Below are 16,625 nucleotides of genomic sequence, written 5' to 3'. Positions count from 1 at the left end.
GAATCGATGGGGTTCATGGTGAAGGGTTTTGAGGAGGATCCTTATAGTTTGGAGTGCTGATCAGATTTCAACTAAATCGAATCATTGTGGAGATCAACGAATGACTAAAAGAATGCCGGCATGGGGCGTGATCGCAACGCTTGCAGCCGCAACACTGGTCGCATGCGGTGGCGATGACACATCGTCTACGACCCTGGGCAGCATGACCACACTGCCTGTCGCTCCGTCTTCACCGACGACTGCGCTGCCGAGCCCGACCACCGCGTCAGTGGAATCCGAGCTGGCTGTATTTGCGAAGGTCGCACCTGCTGACAAGGTGCTGGACGATGCCAACATCTACGATACGAAAAAGGACGGGTCGATCGCGCTATCCGCGATCAACGAGGACGCGTCGGTCAAGCGGCACACCATTACGATCAACGGCAAGGTCCTGCCGTATGTCGCCCGCGCGGGACACTTGATCGCCTATCACGGAAGCGGAGCCGCCAGGAAAGCTGAAGCCGCGATCTTTTATACGGCGTACACGCGGGACGCGTTGCCCAAGGAGAATCGCCCGGTCACGTTTCTATGGAACGGCGGGCCCGGATCGGCCTCGATCTGGCTGCACATGGGCTCGTGGGGACCGAAACGGCTGAAGTCCGACGCGCCGAACATGGCTGACCCGACAAAGCAACCCGACAGTTTCCCGTTTGAGGACAATGCGATTTCCCTGCTCGATCAGTCGGATATCGTTTTCGTCGATCCGCCGGGTACGGGTCTTTCCACGGCGATCGGCCCACTCAAGAACGGTGACCTGTGGGGTACCGACATCGATGCACAGGTGGTCGCGGATTTCATCACCAGCTATACGAACAAATACAATCGGCAGAGTTCGCCAAAGTACTTGTACGGCGAATCCTATGGTGGCATCCGCACGCCAATCGTCGCCAACCTGCTGGAGCAGGCGGGTACCAGTGGTTATGCTCCCGACCCATCCGGTAAGCCAGCCAGAGTCCTGGCGGGATTCATCCTCAACTCGCCGCTCGTTGACTACAATTCCAATTGCGACATGATGCGCGGCAGGGTGACCTGTGAGGGATACATCCCGTCCTACGCGATGGCGGCCGATTACTTCAAAAAATCCGTGAAGCGTGCGGGACAGACCCAGGAGCAGTATCTCAACGAGTTGCGCGCGCTGGCGAAAACAACGTTCCAGGCTACCTTCAAAACGTACTTCAATTCAAACGGCAAGCCGAACAGCAATTGGAATGCGTACGCGGCAAGTCCTGCGGGTCAGGCGGTCCTGAATCGAATTGCGGACCATACCGGCATTCCCGCATCAACCTGGAGCAGCAGCTTCAACTATACGCCGGGGCCGTTCAGGGGAACGCTGGTTTCAGGCTATACCCTCGGCCGCTATGATGCCCGCATGAAGGTGCCGAACGGGAACAGCTTCGAGGCGGACGACTACATTAACGTAGCATTCCTCAACGAACTCAAGACGTACTTCCCTGACTTCGTCAACTATAAGACCAGGTCGAGCTACCAACCGCTAAACGGCGCGACAATCGGCAACTGGACATGGCGGCGGGCGGGAAGCAAATCTTCTTATCCGCAGAGCATCACCGACATTCAGGCAGTGCTGACCGCCAACCCGGACGCCAAGCTGCTGATTCTCCACGGCTACGAGGATATTGCGACGCCGGGCTTCCAAACCGAGCTTGACCTCGAAGGGGTCAATCTGGCTGACCGAATCCCCGTCAAGTGGTTCGAAGGCGGGCATATGATTTACAACACGGAGATGTCGCGCGTGCCATTGAAACAGGCGATTGACAACTATTACCAGTCGCCGGCGCGTATCGCAGACGGCTCCCTACTGTAAGCGAAGCGAGGATAGCTATGAAAATCGTGACTTTCCTTGTTTCCGGCACGGCGGCTACTGTCGTCGCAATGTCGAGCATCGGCGTGGCATTTGCCTATGACGATTTGCCGAAACCGCCGCCCCCGCCAGAAGACTGGGTCCAGCCGCCCAAACAATCGGAAAACTCCGTTACGCAGGACGTGGAGAGCCAAATCGCGCAACGATTCACCGCTGCGACCAACGGCAATCCCAACGGGCTCTTGTCGCGGCAGCAAGCCAAGGCTGCTGGCTGGGGCTTGGTCAGTGACCATTTTTCAGAGATCGATCGTGCTGGAACCGGATACGTCCGACTCGACGACGTATTGCGATTCATGTCGGAACGGACCCCTCAACGGATCATGCGCATGAAAAACGCGACGAAACAGGACCAGCGACAGTAACGTGGATTTTTGATCATAAGCGGTTGCCCTGGTTCCGGCACTTATCCTCCCCGGATTGTCCGGAACTCCTTCGCCGGCCCCGAAACGGGCCGGTTTTTTTTGAAGCCCGAGGTTAACAACTTGCCGCGAAANCGAGCCTGCCGGCCGCCTTCACCAGCAGTTCGAGAATCTCGAATGCCCGCGCGCCGATATACCGGGGCTGCCCGTCGACGCAGACTTCGCGGCACTCAAGGGAAACCGTCACCCGCCCGAATGTGTACATGATCCGCACTCGCTTATGCTGCTCCCCCACCTTGCGCCGCCGCAGAAGCGACGCCCCCTGTTCCGCCGTCCGGACCCGCATCGATGCGGGTCCGGACGGCGGAACAGGGGGCGTCGCTTCTGCGGCGGCGCAAGGTGGGGGAGCAGCATAAGCGAGTGCGGATCATGTACACATTCGGGCGGGTGACGGTTTCCCTTGAGTGCCGCGAAGTCTGCGTCGACGGGCAGCCCCGGTATATCGGCGCGCGGGCATTCGAGATTCTCGAACTGCTGGTGAAGGCGGCCGGCAGGCTCGTGTCGAAGGACGAGATCATGCAGGCCGTGTGGCCGAACACGATCGTGGTCGAGAACAACATTCAGGTGCACATCTCGACGCTGCGCAAGCTGTTCGGCGGCAAGCACGGCTGGATACGGACCGAATCGGGCCGCGGCTATCGGCTCGCGCCGCCGGCCGACCCGGCTCGCGCCGAGCGTCAGCCGGCCGGGTTCGAGCCGCTGGGCGGCACCCGCGCGGGCACCGCGCCGCGCAAATGTCCGCTGATCGGCCGCGAGCAGGAAGCGGCCGACCTGCACGCGCTGCTCGAGCGCGAGATGCTCGTCACGCTGGTCGGCCCCGGCGGCGTCGGCAAGACGCATCTCGCGCTGGAGGTCGCCGCGGCGTGGTCGGCCGTGCATGGCATCGAGGTGGTCCGGATCGATCTCGCCGGCTGGCAGGGAGACACGACGCTGGAATCCGCGGTGCTGGACGCGCTCGGCCTGCCCGCCAGCCCGGCTGCCGGGCCTGCCGATGTCGTGCGCGCGATCGGCGAGCAGCGCGTGATGCTGCTGCTCGACAATGCCGAACAGCACGTCGACGATCTGGCGGACCTCTGCGAAGCGATCGCGGAGGCGAATGCCGGCGCGATCCTCATCGTGACGAGCCGCGAACCGCTGCGTGTCGCGGGCGAACGCGTTTATCGCGTCGGGCCGCTACCGGTGCCGCCGGCCGGCGCGAACGACGGCGATATCGTCGAATGCGGCGCCGTCCGCATGTTCCTGGCGCGGGCGCGCGCGATGGGCACCGACATTCAGGCGGACCCGAAGACGCTGGACGCGATCGCGACGATCTGCCGCCGCCTGAGCGGCCTGCCGCTCGCGCTCGAACTCGGTGCGGTCCGGATCGCGTCGCTCGGCATCCAGGGGCTGGCGGCCGATCTCGACAAGTCCGTCCTGTCGCTGTCGGGCGGCCTGCGTACGGCCCATCCCCGCCAACAGACCCTCAGGGCCACCATCGAGTGGAGCTATCGGCTGCTCGACGACACCGAGCGCACCGTGCTGTGCCGCCTCGCGGTGTTTCCGGATGCGTTCCGGCTCGACGCGGCCTGCGCGCTGGCCGCCTGCGACGAACTCGGCGCCGAGGCGGTGCTTGACTGCCTGGTCGGTCTGGCATCGAAGTCGCTGCTGGTCGTTCATTCGGTCGGACTTTCGAAGCGCTACTCGATGCTCGAGGTCGTGCGCGCGTATGCGCTCGAGAAACTGGCGGAGTCGGGCGAAGCCGGGCGTCTCCATGCCCGGTGCGCGTCCTTTGCGAACGACGAGCGGGCCGACACGCTGCAGCCGGTACCGGCGGCGTCCGCACAACGGGCGCTGGCCGCAGGGCCGTGGGCGTGACACGCGGGCGGCACCTGGCGATACGGCGGAAGTCGAGCCGCGATGTTCTGGATTGACAAAATTCTCAGGTTCTCATTTCATGGCCATTGTTTGCATCATCGATGACGATGCGTCGGTCCGTAAGAGTCTTGCCGGCTTGCTGAAATCGGCTGGGCATACCGCATTGCCGTTCGCGTCGGGCGAGGAATTTCTCGCGACCGGCCCGCTGGACGACGCGGCTTGCGTGCTGGTCGATCTGAAGATGAAGGGTATGAGCGGTCTCGACGTTCAGCGCCTGCTGGTTCAGCGCAAGTCGACGATTCCGGTCATCTTCATGTCGGCGCACGGCGACGACGACTCGGTGCGTCGCGCGCTCGCACAAGGCGCGATCGCGTTCCTGCGCAAGCCGTTTCCATCGGACGACATGCTCAATCTGATCGATCACGTCGCATCCGGCGCGCCGCCCGCATGAGAGGCGGCCGGGCGACTGGCCACACCGCGTTCGCGGCGTGGCTTTTCCGCTTGGTCTTGTCTTAGTTTATCATTCGATAATGAAGCGGATGCCTACACAGGGAATGCGATGGCGAGCACGCCGGATATGACGTCGATCGGCAACCGGGGCGCGGGCGATCCCGCGCCGATCGTCTATGTGGTCGACGACGACGAAACGCTGCGGCGCGCGTTGAGCGCGCTGTTGCGTTCGGCGGGATTTCGCGTCGAGACGTTCGCGTCGTCGCGGGCGTTTCTCGCGTTCGAGCGGCCCGACGTGCCGAGCTGCCTGATCCTCGACGTGCGTCTCGCCGACGAGAGCGGGCTGGCCGTTCAGGAGGAAGCGGTGCGTGCGGGCTTGAGCGTGCCTATCCTGTTCATGACGGGTTACGGCGACGTGGCCACGACGGTCAAGGCGATGAAGGGCGGTGCACTCGACTTTCTGACGAAACCGTTCGACGACGAAACGATGCTCGATGCCGTCGATCGCGCACTGGCCCGCGACAGCGAGCGCTTCGCGCGCGAGCGTGCGCTGGACGGAGTGCGCCAGGCCTACGCGTCGTTGACGCCGCGCGAGCGCGAAGTGATGAGCCATGTGATCGCGGGCCAGATGAACAAGCAGATCGCAGCGAATCTCGGGCTGCAGGAAATCACGGTGAAGGTGCATCGGGCCCAGGTGATGAAGAAGATGCAGGTTCGCACGCTGCCGGATCTCGTGCGTCAGGCCGAAGCGCTGGGCGTGCGCCCGGCGGGCGCGCGCGGCTGAGCATGCGTGCCGGTGCGTTCGACGAAACGACGCCGGCTGCGGACGCGAAGACGCGAACAGCGGCATTCATGCAGCGACTGCGTTGTCGGCATCCACGAGGTGCGTGACGACAGGCGCGTCGTGCCGCGCGGCGGGGTTGTCGTCGAACGCGGCGACGAGATGCTCGGCGAGCGATCGGATGCGCGCCGGCAGGTTCCGGCGCGAGTGATAGAGCAGCGACGCGTCGAGGTCGTCTACCTGCCAGTCGGGCAGCAGGCGAACCAGTTCGCCGTTGCGTTCGAGCGGCCGCGCAAGATGCTCCGGAAGCACGGCGAACCCGGTGCCGCGCGTCGTCGCGAGAATCAGCGTATCGAGGCAGTTCGAGCGGATCGCGCCTGCCAGCCGTATCTCGGCGGTCGCGCCGGTGCGCCGGTGTCGCAGCGGCCACGCTGATCCGCCGCTACCCGGCTTGCCGCGATGCACATCCAGGCGTTCGAGCGCCTGCGGATTCTTCGCTGCACCGCGCGCGATGCGAAACCGCGGACTCGCGTAAAGGCCCATCGGGATGCGCCCGAGGCGGCGCTCGATGCATGTCAGGCTCGACGTTCGTTCGGTGACGATCGACAGATCCGCTTCGCCGCTGAGGGCCGCGCTCGGGTGATCGACCCAGTCGACGCGGATGCGCACGAGCGGATGCTGCACATTGAAATCGGCCAGGACCGGCACCAGGCGATCGACGCCGAACAGGTTCGAGACCTCGAGCGAGATGTCGCCCTGCATCTCGTTGGCATTGGCATGACAGCAGACGGAAAAGTGCTCGTATTGCTGCAGCAGCGCGACCGCCTGCTCGAGCACGTCCTGGCCGACGCGCGTCAGCGTCACTTTGCGCGTCGTGCGGTGAAACAGCAGCACGCCAAGCGACGTCTCCAGGCACTGGATCGTACGGCTGATGCAGGAGACGCCGAGCCGGTGGGCCTCGGCGGCTCTCGTGAAGCTGCCCAGTTCGGCAACCGTCCTGAGTATCTCGAGTGTTTTCAGGCGATCCATGACAGGTCTCGCATCGGTGAATTCGGTTGTGATCAATCTATGCGGCGCACCGGTGCGGAGCAACACAAAAAACGTTAGGTAAGCTGAAGAGCGATATGAAAATACGTGAGGCTGGTCGAAGGAACGCGGCGGGCGCATTCATTTTTCTTCAGAACCGGTCGGCGTGTTTCGCATCGCTCGCCGGTGTCGACGCGGGCGGCGTCCATCCGCCGCCCAGCGCACGCACGAGATTGACGGTCGCGATGGCGAGTGCCTGGCGGCTATGAATCAGCTGGCGTTGCGCATTCAGTGCGTCGCGGTCCGAATCGATCACTTCGAGATAACTGACGTAGCCGTGCGCGTAGCGGCTCAGCGACAACCGCGCTGCTGCTTCGCTGGCGCGCGCCGCGCTGTCGTAGCGCACGATCCGGTCCTTCTGCGCGGTGATGTCGTTGAGCGCGTCCTGAACCTCGCGCAGCGCACCCAGCGCGGTCGCGCGATAGTTCGCGTCGGCGAGGTCCGCGCCTGCCGTCGCGGCGGCCACCGCGGCGTCGCGCTTGCCGCCGTCGAACAACGTCTCGGCCACGCTCGCCCCGAGGCCCCACAGCGAACTGTTGCGGTCGAGAAACGTGCCGAGGTCGCGGCTCGCGAATCCGCCCTGTGCGGTCAGCGTCAACGTCGGCAGCCACGCGGTGCGGGCGACGCCGATTTCGAGCGACGCCGCGTCGGCGCGGCGCGCCGCTGCGTAGAGGTCCGGCCGTTGCGCGAGCAGCGCGGACGGCAGGCCGGGCGGCACCTCCGGCACACGAATGGCCGATGCGGTCGGTGCGACGGCGAAGGCGGTCGGCGAGACCCCGGTCAGCACGGCGAGCGCGTCGACGAGGTTGTCGCGCAGCCGCTGGCTGTCCGCGAGATCGGCGCGCGCCGTATCGAGATCGGCCGCCGCGCGCAGTGCGTCGAGATCGCTCGCCGCGCCGGCCCGCACGCGCGCGGCGATCACGTCGAGCGCGGTGCGTCGCAGCTCGATCGCGCGGGCGAGTGTCGCGAGATCCCGTTCGACGAAATGGAGCGTCAGGTAGTCGCTCGCGACGTCGGTCGCGACGCGCAGGCGAACGGCCGCGCGATCCGCGGCCGCTTGCAGCACGTTCTGCCTGCCGATCTCCGCGTCGCCGCGCAGGCGCCCCCACAGATCGACTTCATAGCTGGCGTTGAACGGCACCGACCAGTTGTGCATCGTGCGTTTCGGCAATGCGTTGTCGACCGTGCCGGACACGCGCGCGCGGCTGAACGACGGATCGACGCCGACGGTTGGCGCCAGTGCCGCTTCGCGCTCGCCGAGCAGCGCCTGCGCCTGGTCGACGCGCGCGGCCGCGGCGCGGATGTCCTGGTTGCCGGCGAGCGCGGCATCGACGAGCGTGACGAGCGGCGGCGCGCCGAACCATGCGGGCCATTCGACGAGCGGCGATGCAGGTTCATTCGCCGTTTCGGCATGGCGGAACCGGTCGGTTCCGACCGGCACGGGGGCAAGCGGGCGCGGCGTGATCGTGCACGCGCTCAGCAGGCCGGCGGCAAGCAGGGCGGCGATGCGGGTCATGGCTGCGCGCGCTCGCGTTGCAACGACACGATTACCGACAGGCCGGGCCGAATGCGCGGCTCGGCCGAGGCCGGACCATCCAGCAGGATCTTGACGGGCACCCGCTGCGTGACCTTCGTGAAGTTGCCGGTCGCGTTGTCCGGCGGCAGCAGCGAGAATTGCCCGCCGGTCGCGGGCGACAGGCTGTCGACGTGTCCGTTGAAGGTCCGGTCCGGCAGCGCGTCGAAGCGCAACTGCACGACGTCGCCGGTGCGGACGTGCCGGAGCTGGGTTTCGCGGAAGTTCGCGACCACCCATGGGTGCGGCTCGACGAGCGTGAGCAGCGCCTGGCCGGGCGCGACATGCTCGCCGGTCTCGACAGTCTTCTTGCCGACATAACCGTCCGACGGCGCCACGACGGTCGTGTACTCGAGCTGGAGCAGCGAGTCGCGCAACTCGGCGTCGTTCTGGTTCGACACGGCATCGGCGGCCTGCCACGCGGCCTGCGCGCTGCGTCGTTGCGCGTCGGCCGCGTCGATGCGTGCGCGGGCCGACTTGCGTGCCGCGTTGGCCGCATCGAATTCCTGCTGCGACAATCCGCGCGGTGTTTCGCGAGTCAGTTCGCGCGCCCGGGCGTAATCGAGTTCGGCCTTCTCGGTGTCGGCCTGCGCGGACACGAGCGTCGCGTCGGCCTGCTCGACCAGTGCCTTCGCGCGGCTTGCGTCGGAGTGCGCCTGCGCAACGCGTGCGCGCTGGAGCGCGACGCGTACGTCGAAGTCGCGCGGGTCGAGCCGGACGAGCGGGTCGCCCGCGTGCACGAACTGGTTGTCGTTCACCAGTACGCGCTCGACCGTGCCGGCCACGCGCGGCGAGATCACGTGCAGGTGGCCCGTCACGTACGCGTCGTCGGTGCCGCGGTCGTGCGCGTCGAATTCATAGACCAGCAGCGCGACGAGCAGCAGCGCGGATCCGGCGATCAGCACGACCGGCCACTTGCGCGATCGCGCGACGGGAGTGGACGGCGTGTCCGGCGAGTTCGGGGTCACGGTCGGGATACTCCATCAAACAGACAGGGTTCTTCACATCGCGCTATGCTTGCGCGAGCTTTTTGTGCGGGAGCCGCTCGACGATGAACACCACGTTCGCCCCCGGTGGCGCGACACCGGGGCCGGCCACGACGCCGGCCGCCGACATACCGACGTTTCGCTCGATTGCCGCGATCGTCGCCGTGCTGCTCGGCGCGATCATCTCGACGCTGACGTCGCGCATTACATCGCTCGGGCTCGCCGACGTGCGCGGCGCGCTCGGCGTCGGGTTCGACGAAGGCGCGTGGATCAACACCGCGTTCATCGCGTCGCAGATGTTCGTCGGACCGCTCGCGATCGCGGCGGCGTTCGTGTTCGGTACGCGTCGCGTGCTGCTGGCGGGCGCCGCGATTTTCCTGGTGGTCGAAAGCGTGCTCCCGCTGTGCACGAACTTCGGCACGTTCATCGTGTTCCAGAGCCTTGCCGGCCTCGCGTCCGGCGTGTTCGTGCCGCTGACCGTCGGGTTCGTCGTCCGCACGCTGCCGCCGCGCCTCATTCCGTTCGGCATCGCCGCGTATGCGATGAACCTCGAGATGTCGCTCAACCTGTCGGCGACGCTCGAAGGGTGGTACAGCGAACACCTGAGCTGGCGCTGGCTGTTCTGGCAGAACGCGCTGCTGACCGTGCCGTTCATCGTGTGCCTGATGCTGTCGCTGTCCAACGAGCCGATCAAGCGTTTCGCGTCCGGTATCGACACGCGCGGCATGCTGCTCGGCGCCGGCGGGTTCGCGTGCCTGTGCATCGCGCTCGATCAGGGCGAGCGGCTGTTCTGGTTCCAGTCGCCGCTGATCGTCGCGCTGCTGGGCATCGGCATCGTGATGGTGGCCGCGTTCCTGATTCACGAACTGGCGTCGCGACGGGCCGGGCTCGATCTCGGCTACCTCGCGCTGCCCAACGTCGCGTTGCTGATCCTGCTCGTCGGCCTCGTGCGCTTTACGGTGCTCAACACGAGCTTCATTCCGTCGGCGTTTCTGGCGAGCACCTACGGGCTTCGTCCGCTGCAGATCGGCGATACGCTGCGCTGGATCGCGATTCCGCAGCTGCTGTTCGCGCCGTGCGTCGCGTGGCTGCTGCAACGCGTCGATCCGCGCCGGCTGATCGTGATCGGCTTCGCGATGGTGGCGGTCGCGTTCGCGCTCGGCGCGCAGCTCACGTCGGCCTGGGCCGAACCCGACTTCATCCCGTCGCAGCTGCTTCAGGCGTTGGGGCAGACCATGGCGCTCACGTCGGTCGTGTTCTTCTTCGGCAAGCATGTGACGGCCGAGCATGCGCTGACCTTCGGCGCCGTCGTGCAGACGACGCGCCTGCTGAGCGGGCAGCTCGGCACGACGTCGATCGCGGTGATCCAGCGCATCATGGAGGCTACCCATTCGAATCTCGTCGGTCTGCATGTCACGCTGTCGGATCCGCAAACGCTGGAGCGCTTGCGGGCCGGCGCGGCGTCGCTCGTGTCGCACGGCGCGACCTTCGCGACGGGCGACCAGGCGGCTTACGCGCTGCTCGACCGGGCGGTCCGCGTCCAGGCGACCACGCTCGCGCTGGCCGACAATTTCCAGGTCGCGACGGCGTTCGCGGTCGCGGGGGTGTTGATCGGGATGCTGCTCAGGCCGGCGCGTGCGCCGTGAGCGCCCGAGGCCGGATCGGCGCAGGTCGCGCATCGACGATCTTAACGATCGCGCATGTCGCAACGGAATGGCGGCGACCTGAAAAATCCTGAAAAATGCTAAAAGGCGCGCCGGCGCGATGGTCCGGCGCGCCGTGCGGCGCCGCTTACGCCTTCAGGAATGCGAGCAACTCGGCATTGATCTGGTCGGCATTGACGACACACATTCCGTGCGCGCCACCGGGGATCACCTTGAGTTGCGCGTGCTTCACGATTTTCGCGGACAGGCGGCCCGAATCGTCGATCGGCACGATCTGGTCGTCGTCGCCGTGCAGGATCAGCGTCGGGACGTCGATCTTCTTCAGGTCTTCGGTGTAGTCGACCTCGGAGAATTCCTTGACGCACAGATACTGGCCATAGGCGCCGCCCATCATGCCCTGCGCCCAGAACGCGTCGATCGTGCCTTGCGACACTTTGGCGTCCGGACGGTTGAAGCCGAAGAACGGCACGGCGAGATCCTTGTAGAACTGCGAGCGGTTCTCGGCGACGTTCTTGCGGATACCGTCGAATACGTCCATCGGCAAACCGCCCGGATTGGACGCCGATTTCACCATCTGCGGCGGCACGGCGCCGATCAGCACGGCCTTCGACACGCGCTTCGTGCCGTGACGCCCGATGTAGTGCGCAACTTCGCCGCCGCCGGTGGAATGGCCGACGAGCGTTGCTTCGCGCAGGTCGAGCGCATTCATCAGCGCGGCGAGATCGTCGGCATACGTGTCCATGTCGTTGCCGTGCGACGGCTGGCTCGAACGGCCGTGACCGCGGCGGTCGTGCGCGATCACGCGATAACCGTGCTGCACCAGGAACAGCATCTGCGGGTCCCATGCGTCGGCGCACAGCGGCCAGCCGTGCGAGAACACGACCGGGCGACCGCTGCCCCAGTCCTTGAAGTAAATCTGCGTACCGTCCTGGGTGGTGATCGTGTTCATCGCATGGGCTCCTTGATGGCCGGAAGCGGCGTGTTTCGGGGCGGCGGCTGCGGCGGCAGCCGGCAGCGCGGCGGCTGCAACGGCGGTCGCGCCGGCGAGCAGCATGTCTCGGCGGCGTGCCGAGGGAACGGCGTCGGAATCTGCGGGACGCATTGAGGCTCCTTGAACGTGCGGTACAACGATGCCGCGTTGAATGAATGGATGGTTCGGTTCGGTTCTGCCCGCAGGCGGCACTCCCGCCGGCAGCCGGCGTGCGTTCGCGATTGCGGGCCGGCAGGCACGCAGCGGTAGCGAACGAACGCCGACTGGAGCCTATCGCGGGGCCATGCGGCCTGTACTGAATTCCCGCTGAATTGTCTTGAACGCGGCGGCGGTGCGTGCCATCCGCCGTGCGAGCACGTGTGCCAGAAAAATTAAGCATGGAATCAAGACTCTTCAGCGGCGGCCCGCTATTGTCAGCATCAGGTCATCCCGTCGCGGGTCAGTGCCGGTTCGCGTCGAAGGACGACGTTCGCGATGCGGTGGATGCACGACATCCGGACCCCTCGCCACTTGCCTGGATACGCCGCCATGGACGAATTCAATCGCTGGGAGCACGTGATGACGCTGCTCGACCCGTCGCCCGCCGCGAGCCGCTGCGCGCCGCCGCATCTGCGCGACCCGGACGCCGCGCGACGTCGCCATCGCGACGAAACGCCGGCGGCGTCGAGCGGTGGCGTGCGCCGCCGGTGCGCGATCGTCGCGGCCGAGCGGCAGACCGATTCGTCGGTATTGATCTCGTGGAGCGATCCGACGCGCTGTCGTTATGACGAGCAGCGCTGGATCAGCGCGAAGTCCCGCTCCCTCGGGCGCTGCGCGCTGACGGGGCAGACGATTCACACCGGCGACGCGATCTACAAGCCGCAGTGGCGCGGCGCGAAGCGCCCCGCGAACTACTGGGAGGTGATCCTCGCGTCCGAACTCGACCGGTTCATCGTCAGGCTGTCCCATTCGTGACGCCGGAACGATGTGCCCCATCCGCCGGGCACGTCCGGCGGCCGCCGTATTTTCACCGATGAGGAATCTTGATGAGCACGTTCACGACACGCGACGGCGTTTCGATTCACTACAAGGACTGGGGCGCGGGGCGCCCGGTCGTGTTCATTCACGGCTGGCCGTTGAACGCGGACATGTGGGACGTCCAGATGCATCATCTCGCGTCGAACGGCTTTCGCGGTATCGCGTACGATCGGCGCGGTTTCGGCCGGTCGAGCCAGCCGTGGACGGGCTACGACTACGACACGCTGGCGGACGATCTCGCGACGCTGATCGAGACACTCGGGCTGCGCGACGTGACGCTCGTCGGTTTCTCGATGGGCGGCGGCGAAGTGGCTCGCTACATCGGCCGGCACGGCACGCGACACATCGCGAAGGCCGTGCTGGTCGGGTCGGTGACGCCGCTGGTTGCACGGCGTGACGACCATCCGGAAGGCGTCGACGTGGCCGTGTTCGACGGGATGCGCGCGGGCATCGTGGCCGACCGCGCGGCATTCTTCGAGCACTTCTGGCCGTTGTTCACCGGTTCGAACCGGCCCACGTCGGCGATCTCGCGCGCCGCGCTCGACTGGTCGTCCTTCATGGCGCTGCAAGGCGGCTTGAAGGGGACGCTCGATTGCGTCGGCGCGTTTTCCGAAACCGATTTCAGGGCGGATCTCGACAAGTTCGACATCCCGACGCTCGTGATTCACGGCGACGACGACCAGACGGTGCCGCTCGCGCTCACGGGCGCCGTCGCGGCGAAGCGCGTGCCGCACGCGACGCTGAGCATCTACGAGGGCGGCCCGCACGCGCTGTATCTGACGCACGCGCAACGCCTGAACGACGAACTGCTGGCGTTCGTTCGCGCGTGACGCGGCGGCATTGACGCGACGGAGTGCGCACGGCCGACCGGCCTGCTCACTCCGTCCATTTCGACCCGAGCACCAGGCCGCAGAAATTCGTCCGACGATAGTCCGGGTCGCAACGCTCGAGCACGTCGGCGCAGACGTTGCCGAACGCGGTGGCGGGGCGATGCGCGGTGCCCGCGGCGAGCGCCTCGAGGAACAGCTCCTTGAAACACGGGCCGCGCGGCCACGCGTTCACGATCTCGTCGCGTTCGGAGCGGCTCACTTCGTCGAAGTGCCGCGCGAAGAGGTCCGTCTCGATGCCTGCGCCAAGCAACGCCGTCAACGGTGTCATGTACGGGTGAATGCCGAAGGTCGTGTGCAGCGCGATCGCACGCCACACCTCCGCCGCATCGTCGGCGGCGACACCGTATCCTCCGAGGAATGCGTGAGCGACGTTCGCACCGTCGATTTCAAAGCGCCGGCGCGAATGCCGGTAATGCTCCGTCAGCCCGAAGTTGTGGAACAGCGCGGCGACGTACAGGAGCTCGGCGTCGAACGCGATGTTGCGACGCAGCCCGATGATCGATGCAAACGCGAACACGCGCAGCGCGTGCCGGGCCAGGAGTTCCGGTTCGCTGGCGCGTACGATCGCGGCGGCCTCCCGTGCGATGGGGCTGTCGGGAATCCGGATGCCGGCGATGCGGTTGCCCATGGTCGTGTTCCTTGCGGCGCGACGGCGGTCGCTCGACACTGGCGTCGTCGAAGTATCGTCTCGCGTTGCGCGGCTGAATGTCCTTAGCGGAGCCTGAATCGTCCTGAAAAGGAAAAACCGACCGATCGTCGAGTAAGGAATCGGTTCCGGTGGACCTTGCACGTCGTTTTTACCTGGCTGTAAACGCCAATCGTTCAATTCGCCACGTCAATTGAATCGGTCGAAAAATGAATTCCGAATTAGCGGTCGTTTTATCGTATGAAACGGGTTCATGGGTGAATGACTTTTTCGCGCATTGACGGAAATGCGGGATCCGTTGGCGGCCCGTGCCGGGCGGGCCGCGGCGTGCACACTGTTCGTGTCGCGGCGATCGTGGTTTTCATCGATTCAAAAAATTTGCATCTTCCGTTCTGATAATTTGAATCATTTTGCAACGCAAATGCCGTAGCATTGCGGCAAATCGGTGTCATTTTTGACAGGGCATCGATGAATGAAATCGATTAAAGATTCCCATGATCCGGATTGGAACGCTTCACGTTTTTCTCGACAGACGTGAAATTCGCGCGAACGGCAAGCTGCTGCGTATCGGCAGTCGTGCGTTCGAAATTCTCGAACTGCTGATTCGGGCGAACGGCGCATTGGTGTCGAAGGACGAGATCATGCAGCGCGTGTGGCCGCACACGATCGTCGAGGAAAACAATCTGCAGGTGCATATCGCCGCGTTGCGCAAGGCGCTGGCCGACGACCGGAACCTGATCATCACGGTGCCCGGGCGCGGTTATCGGCTGGTCGGCGGACAAGCCGAAGGCGCGGCACCCGTGCGCCCCGCGACATCGCGGCTGGCGCCCACGCCGACCGCACTCGTCGGCCGGGAGCAGACCGTCGCCGATGTACTTGCGGCGCTCGACACCGCGCGCGTCGTGACGCTGGTCGGGGCGGGCGGCATCGGCAAGACGCGGGTCGCGATCGAAGCCGCGATGCGGGCCGAGGCTAGCTTTCCCGATGGTGCCGCGTTCGTGTCGCTGGCCACGGTGGCCTGTCCGCAATTCGTACCCGACGCGCTGGCGGGCGCGTTCGACATCGTGCACCCGGCCGGATCGTTGACGCTCGAAGCGGTGCTGGCGAGCGTCGCGCATCGCCGGATGCTGCTCGTGCTCGACAATTGCGAGCATCTGCTCGACGCCGCCGCGCAGATCGCGACCGCGCTGACCGAATCCGATGCCGGGTTGTACGTCCTCGCAACCAGCCGCGAGGCGCTACGTATCCAGGGCGAACGGCTGTGTCCGATTCCACCGCTCGAGGTGCCCGGCGAGGGCGCCGACGAAGGCGAGACCCTGAGCGCAAGCGCGGTGCAATTGTTTTCGGCGCGCGCGCGTGCCGCCGATCCGCGCTTTCCGCTCGACGAACGGAGCCTGGCGCTGATGGCGTCGGTCTGTCGGCGCCTCGACGGTCTGCCGCTCGCCATCGAACTGGCCGCCGCCCGCGCGGCCGTGCTCGGCATCGACGTGCTGGCCGCCCATCTCGACGACCATTTCCGGTTGCTGACCGGCGGTTTTCGCACCGCATTGCCCCGGCATCAGACGCTGCAGGCGATGTACGACTGGAGCTACCGCCTGCTTGGCGACGCGGAGCGCCTGTTGTTGCGATGGCTCGGCGTGTTCCGCGACAGTTTCTCGATCGACGCGGTGCGCGACATCGTCGGGATGAAGGGGCTGGCCGATGCGGACCTGCTCGACACGATCGCCGGCCTCGTATCGAAGTCGCTCCTGAGCCTCGAGAATGCACACGGCGGGCCGCGCTACCGGTTGCTGACGACGACGCGCGCCTATGCGCTGAAGCAGCTCGAGAACAACGGCGAATGCGCGGCCGCGGCACGCGCGCATGCGAACTACTTCCATACGTTGTTCAGGCTTGCACCGGGCAGCGACGACGGGTCGCTGGCCGAATCGCGGCTCGACGTGATTCGCCGCGAACTCGGCAATCTGCGCGCGGCACTCGACTGGGCCTTCTCGTCGAACGGCGATGCCGGGGTCGGCATCGCGCTTGCGGCTGTCGCGGTCCCGTGCCTGTTCGACCTGTCGCTCGTGGACGAGTGTCGCGAACGGGCGCGCGCGGCGCTCGATGCGATGCGGAATGTGGACGAGACGCGCGAGCGCGAGGATGCGCGCGTGCGTCTGCTGGCCGCCTATGCCGCCGCGCTCGCCCATACCTCGGGGCCGACACAGGTTGTACACGACGCATGGTCCGAAGTGCACGCGCTCGGGTTCGAGGCGGGCGAGGCCGAGTTGCCGCGACGCGACGCGTAACGGCGCGCGCCGCCGACGAATTCAGAACGTTTCAGCCTGAACACAGGACCTGGCCGGCCGGT

14 protein-coding genes are annotated in these 16,625 nt (G+C 65.8%); 9 read left to right on the top strand and 5 right to left on the bottom strand.

Annotated features, from left to right (window positions below; genetic code table 11):
• Positions 1-100 precede the first annotated feature (100 nt).
• From ACTRWB_RS27520 to ACTRWB_RS27500, 5 genes are all read left to right on the top strand, one after another.
• On the top strand, positions 101-1,861 hold the full coding sequence (locus ACTRWB_RS27520) for a S10 family serine carboxypeptidase-like protein (RefSeq protein ID WP_446903680.1): 1,761 nt from the start codon (positions 101-103) through the stop codon (positions 1,859-1,861).
• 17 nt (positions 1,862-1,878) lie between these two features.
• The gene (locus ACTRWB_RS27515; protein WP_129515559.1) at positions 1,879-2,280 is read left to right on the top strand and encodes a hypothetical protein; all 402 of its coding nucleotides are present in this window, start codon (positions 1,879-1,881) and stop codon (positions 2,278-2,280) included.
• Positions 2,281-2,706: 426 nt separating this feature from the next.
• Complete coding sequence (locus ACTRWB_RS27510; protein ID WP_446903679.1) at positions 2,707-4,191, top strand: winged helix-turn-helix domain-containing protein; 1,485 nt, start codon at positions 2,707-2,709, stop codon at positions 4,189-4,191.
• Positions 4,192-4,270: 79 nt separating this feature from the next.
• Entirely contained in the window at positions 4,271-4,642 is a 372-nt protein-coding gene (locus ACTRWB_RS27505; RefSeq protein WP_412023980.1) for a response regulator transcription factor, read from the top strand.
• 126 nt (positions 4,643-4,768) lie between these two features.
• Entirely contained in the window at positions 4,769-5,425 is a 657-nt protein-coding gene (locus ACTRWB_RS27500; protein WP_412023981.1) for a response regulator transcription factor, read from the top strand.
• A gap of 66 nt (positions 5,426-5,491) precedes the next feature.
• On the opposite strand, the gene ACTRWB_RS27495 is transcribed toward ACTRWB_RS27500, so the two are convergent.
• The 3 genes from ACTRWB_RS27495 to ACTRWB_RS27485 all read right to left on the bottom strand — a co-directional run bounded on the left by ACTRWB_RS27495 (position 5,492) and on the right by ACTRWB_RS27485 (position 9,049).
• Entirely contained in the window at positions 5,492-6,514 is a 1,023-nt protein-coding gene (locus ACTRWB_RS27495; RefSeq protein ID WP_446903678.1) for a LysR family transcriptional regulator, read from the bottom strand.
• Positions 6,515-6,599: 85 nt separating this feature from the next.
• Positions 6,600-8,024 (bottom strand): efflux transporter outer membrane subunit, encoded by a 1,425-nt coding sequence (locus ACTRWB_RS27490; RefSeq protein ID WP_446903677.1) that lies wholly within the window; start codon positions 8,022-8,024, stop codon positions 6,600-6,602.
• Positions 8,021-9,049 (bottom strand): HlyD family secretion protein, encoded by a 1,029-nt coding sequence (locus ACTRWB_RS27485; RefSeq protein WP_446903676.1) that lies wholly within the window; start codon positions 9,047-9,049, stop codon positions 8,021-8,023. The genes ACTRWB_RS27490 and ACTRWB_RS27485 overlap by 4 nt, the downstream gene beginning before the upstream one ends.
• An 83-nt stretch (positions 9,050-9,132) precedes the next feature.
• Here ACTRWB_RS27485 and ACTRWB_RS27480 point away from each other — a divergent pair, with 83 nt between their 5' ends.
• Positions 9,133-10,713: an MFS transporter gene (locus ACTRWB_RS27480; protein WP_446903675.1), complete on the top strand. Its 1,581-nt coding sequence runs from the start codon at positions 9,133-9,135 to the stop codon at positions 10,711-10,713.
• Positions 10,714-10,858: 145 nt separating this feature from the next.
• Here the strand turns inward: ACTRWB_RS27480 and ACTRWB_RS27475 are convergent, their stop codons facing one another.
• Positions 10,859-11,680 carry an alpha/beta fold hydrolase gene (locus tag ACTRWB_RS27475; RefSeq protein WP_412023986.1) on the bottom strand — a complete coding sequence of 274 codons (822 nt, stop codon included), beginning with the start codon at positions 11,678-11,680 and terminating at the stop codon, positions 10,859-10,861.
• Between the two features lie 570 nt (positions 11,681-12,250).
• Here ACTRWB_RS27475 and ACTRWB_RS27470 point away from each other — a divergent pair.
• Both ACTRWB_RS27470 and ACTRWB_RS27465 read left to right on the top strand, forming a co-directional pair.
• On the top strand, positions 12,251-12,676 hold the full coding sequence (locus tag ACTRWB_RS27470; RefSeq protein WP_446903674.1) for a DUF3331 domain-containing protein: 426 nt from the start codon (positions 12,251-12,253) through the stop codon (positions 12,674-12,676).
• Positions 12,677-12,747: 71 nt separating this feature from the next.
• Complete coding sequence (locus ACTRWB_RS27465) at positions 12,748-13,569, top strand: alpha/beta fold hydrolase (RefSeq protein WP_446903673.1); 822 nt, start codon at positions 12,748-12,750, stop codon at positions 13,567-13,569.
• A gap of 46 nt (positions 13,570-13,615) precedes the next feature.
• Here the strand turns inward: ACTRWB_RS27465 and ACTRWB_RS27460 are convergent, their stop codons facing one another.
• Complete coding sequence (locus tag ACTRWB_RS27460; protein WP_446903672.1) at positions 13,616-14,455, bottom strand: HD domain-containing protein; 840 nt, start codon at positions 14,453-14,455, stop codon at positions 13,616-13,618.
• A gap of 314 nt (positions 14,456-14,769) precedes the next feature.
• Here ACTRWB_RS27460 and ACTRWB_RS27455 point away from each other — a divergent pair, with 314 nt between their 5' ends.
• Positions 14,770-16,563, top strand: coding sequence for a winged helix-turn-helix domain-containing protein (locus ACTRWB_RS27455; protein ID WP_446903671.1), 1,794 nt, complete (start codon positions 14,770-14,772; stop codon positions 16,561-16,563).
• The last annotated feature ends 62 nt before the right edge of the window (positions 16,564-16,625 follow it).

The sequence above is a fragment of the Burkholderia sp. YIM B11467 genome (genome assembly GCF_052952715.1).
This window is presented reverse-complemented; position numbering and strand designations above follow the sequence as displayed.

Coding starts and splice junctions, on each gene's coding strand:
- ACTRWB_RS27510 (WP_446903679.1), top strand. CDS start 2,707: ATGTACACATTCGGGCGGGTGACGGTTTCCCTTGAGTGCCGCGAAGTC.
- ACTRWB_RS27505 (WP_412023980.1), top strand. CDS start 4,271: ATGGCCATTGTTTGCATCATCGATGACGATGCGTCGGTCCGTAAGAGT.
- ACTRWB_RS27500 (WP_412023981.1), top strand. CDS start 4,769: ATGACGTCGATCGGCAACCGGGGCGCGGGCGATCCCGCGCCGATCGTC.
- ACTRWB_RS27475 (WP_412023986.1), bottom strand. CDS start 11,680: ATGAACACGATCACCACCCAGGACGGTACGCAGATTTACTTCAAGGAC.
- ACTRWB_RS27480 (WP_446903675.1), top strand. CDS start 9,133: ATGAACACCACGTTCGCCCCCGGTGGCGCGACACCGGGGCCGGCCACG.
- ACTRWB_RS27520 (WP_446903680.1), top strand. CDS start 101: ATGACTAAAAGAATGCCGGCATGGGGCGTGATCGCAACGCTTGCAGCC.
- ACTRWB_RS27455 (WP_446903671.1), top strand. CDS start 14,770: ATGATCCGGATTGGAACGCTTCACGTTTTTCTCGACAGACGTGAAATT.
- ACTRWB_RS27490 (WP_446903677.1), bottom strand. CDS start 8,024: ATGACCCGCATCGCCGCCCTGCTTGCCGCCGGCCTGCTGAGCGCGTGC.
- ACTRWB_RS27515 (WP_129515559.1), top strand. CDS start 1,879: ATGAAAATCGTGACTTTCCTTGTTTCCGGCACGGCGGCTACTGTCGTC.
- ACTRWB_RS27470 (WP_446903674.1), top strand. CDS start 12,251: ATGGACGAATTCAATCGCTGGGAGCACGTGATGACGCTGCTCGACCCG.
- ACTRWB_RS27465 (WP_446903673.1), top strand. CDS start 12,748: ATGAGCACGTTCACGACACGCGACGGCGTTTCGATTCACTACAAGGAC.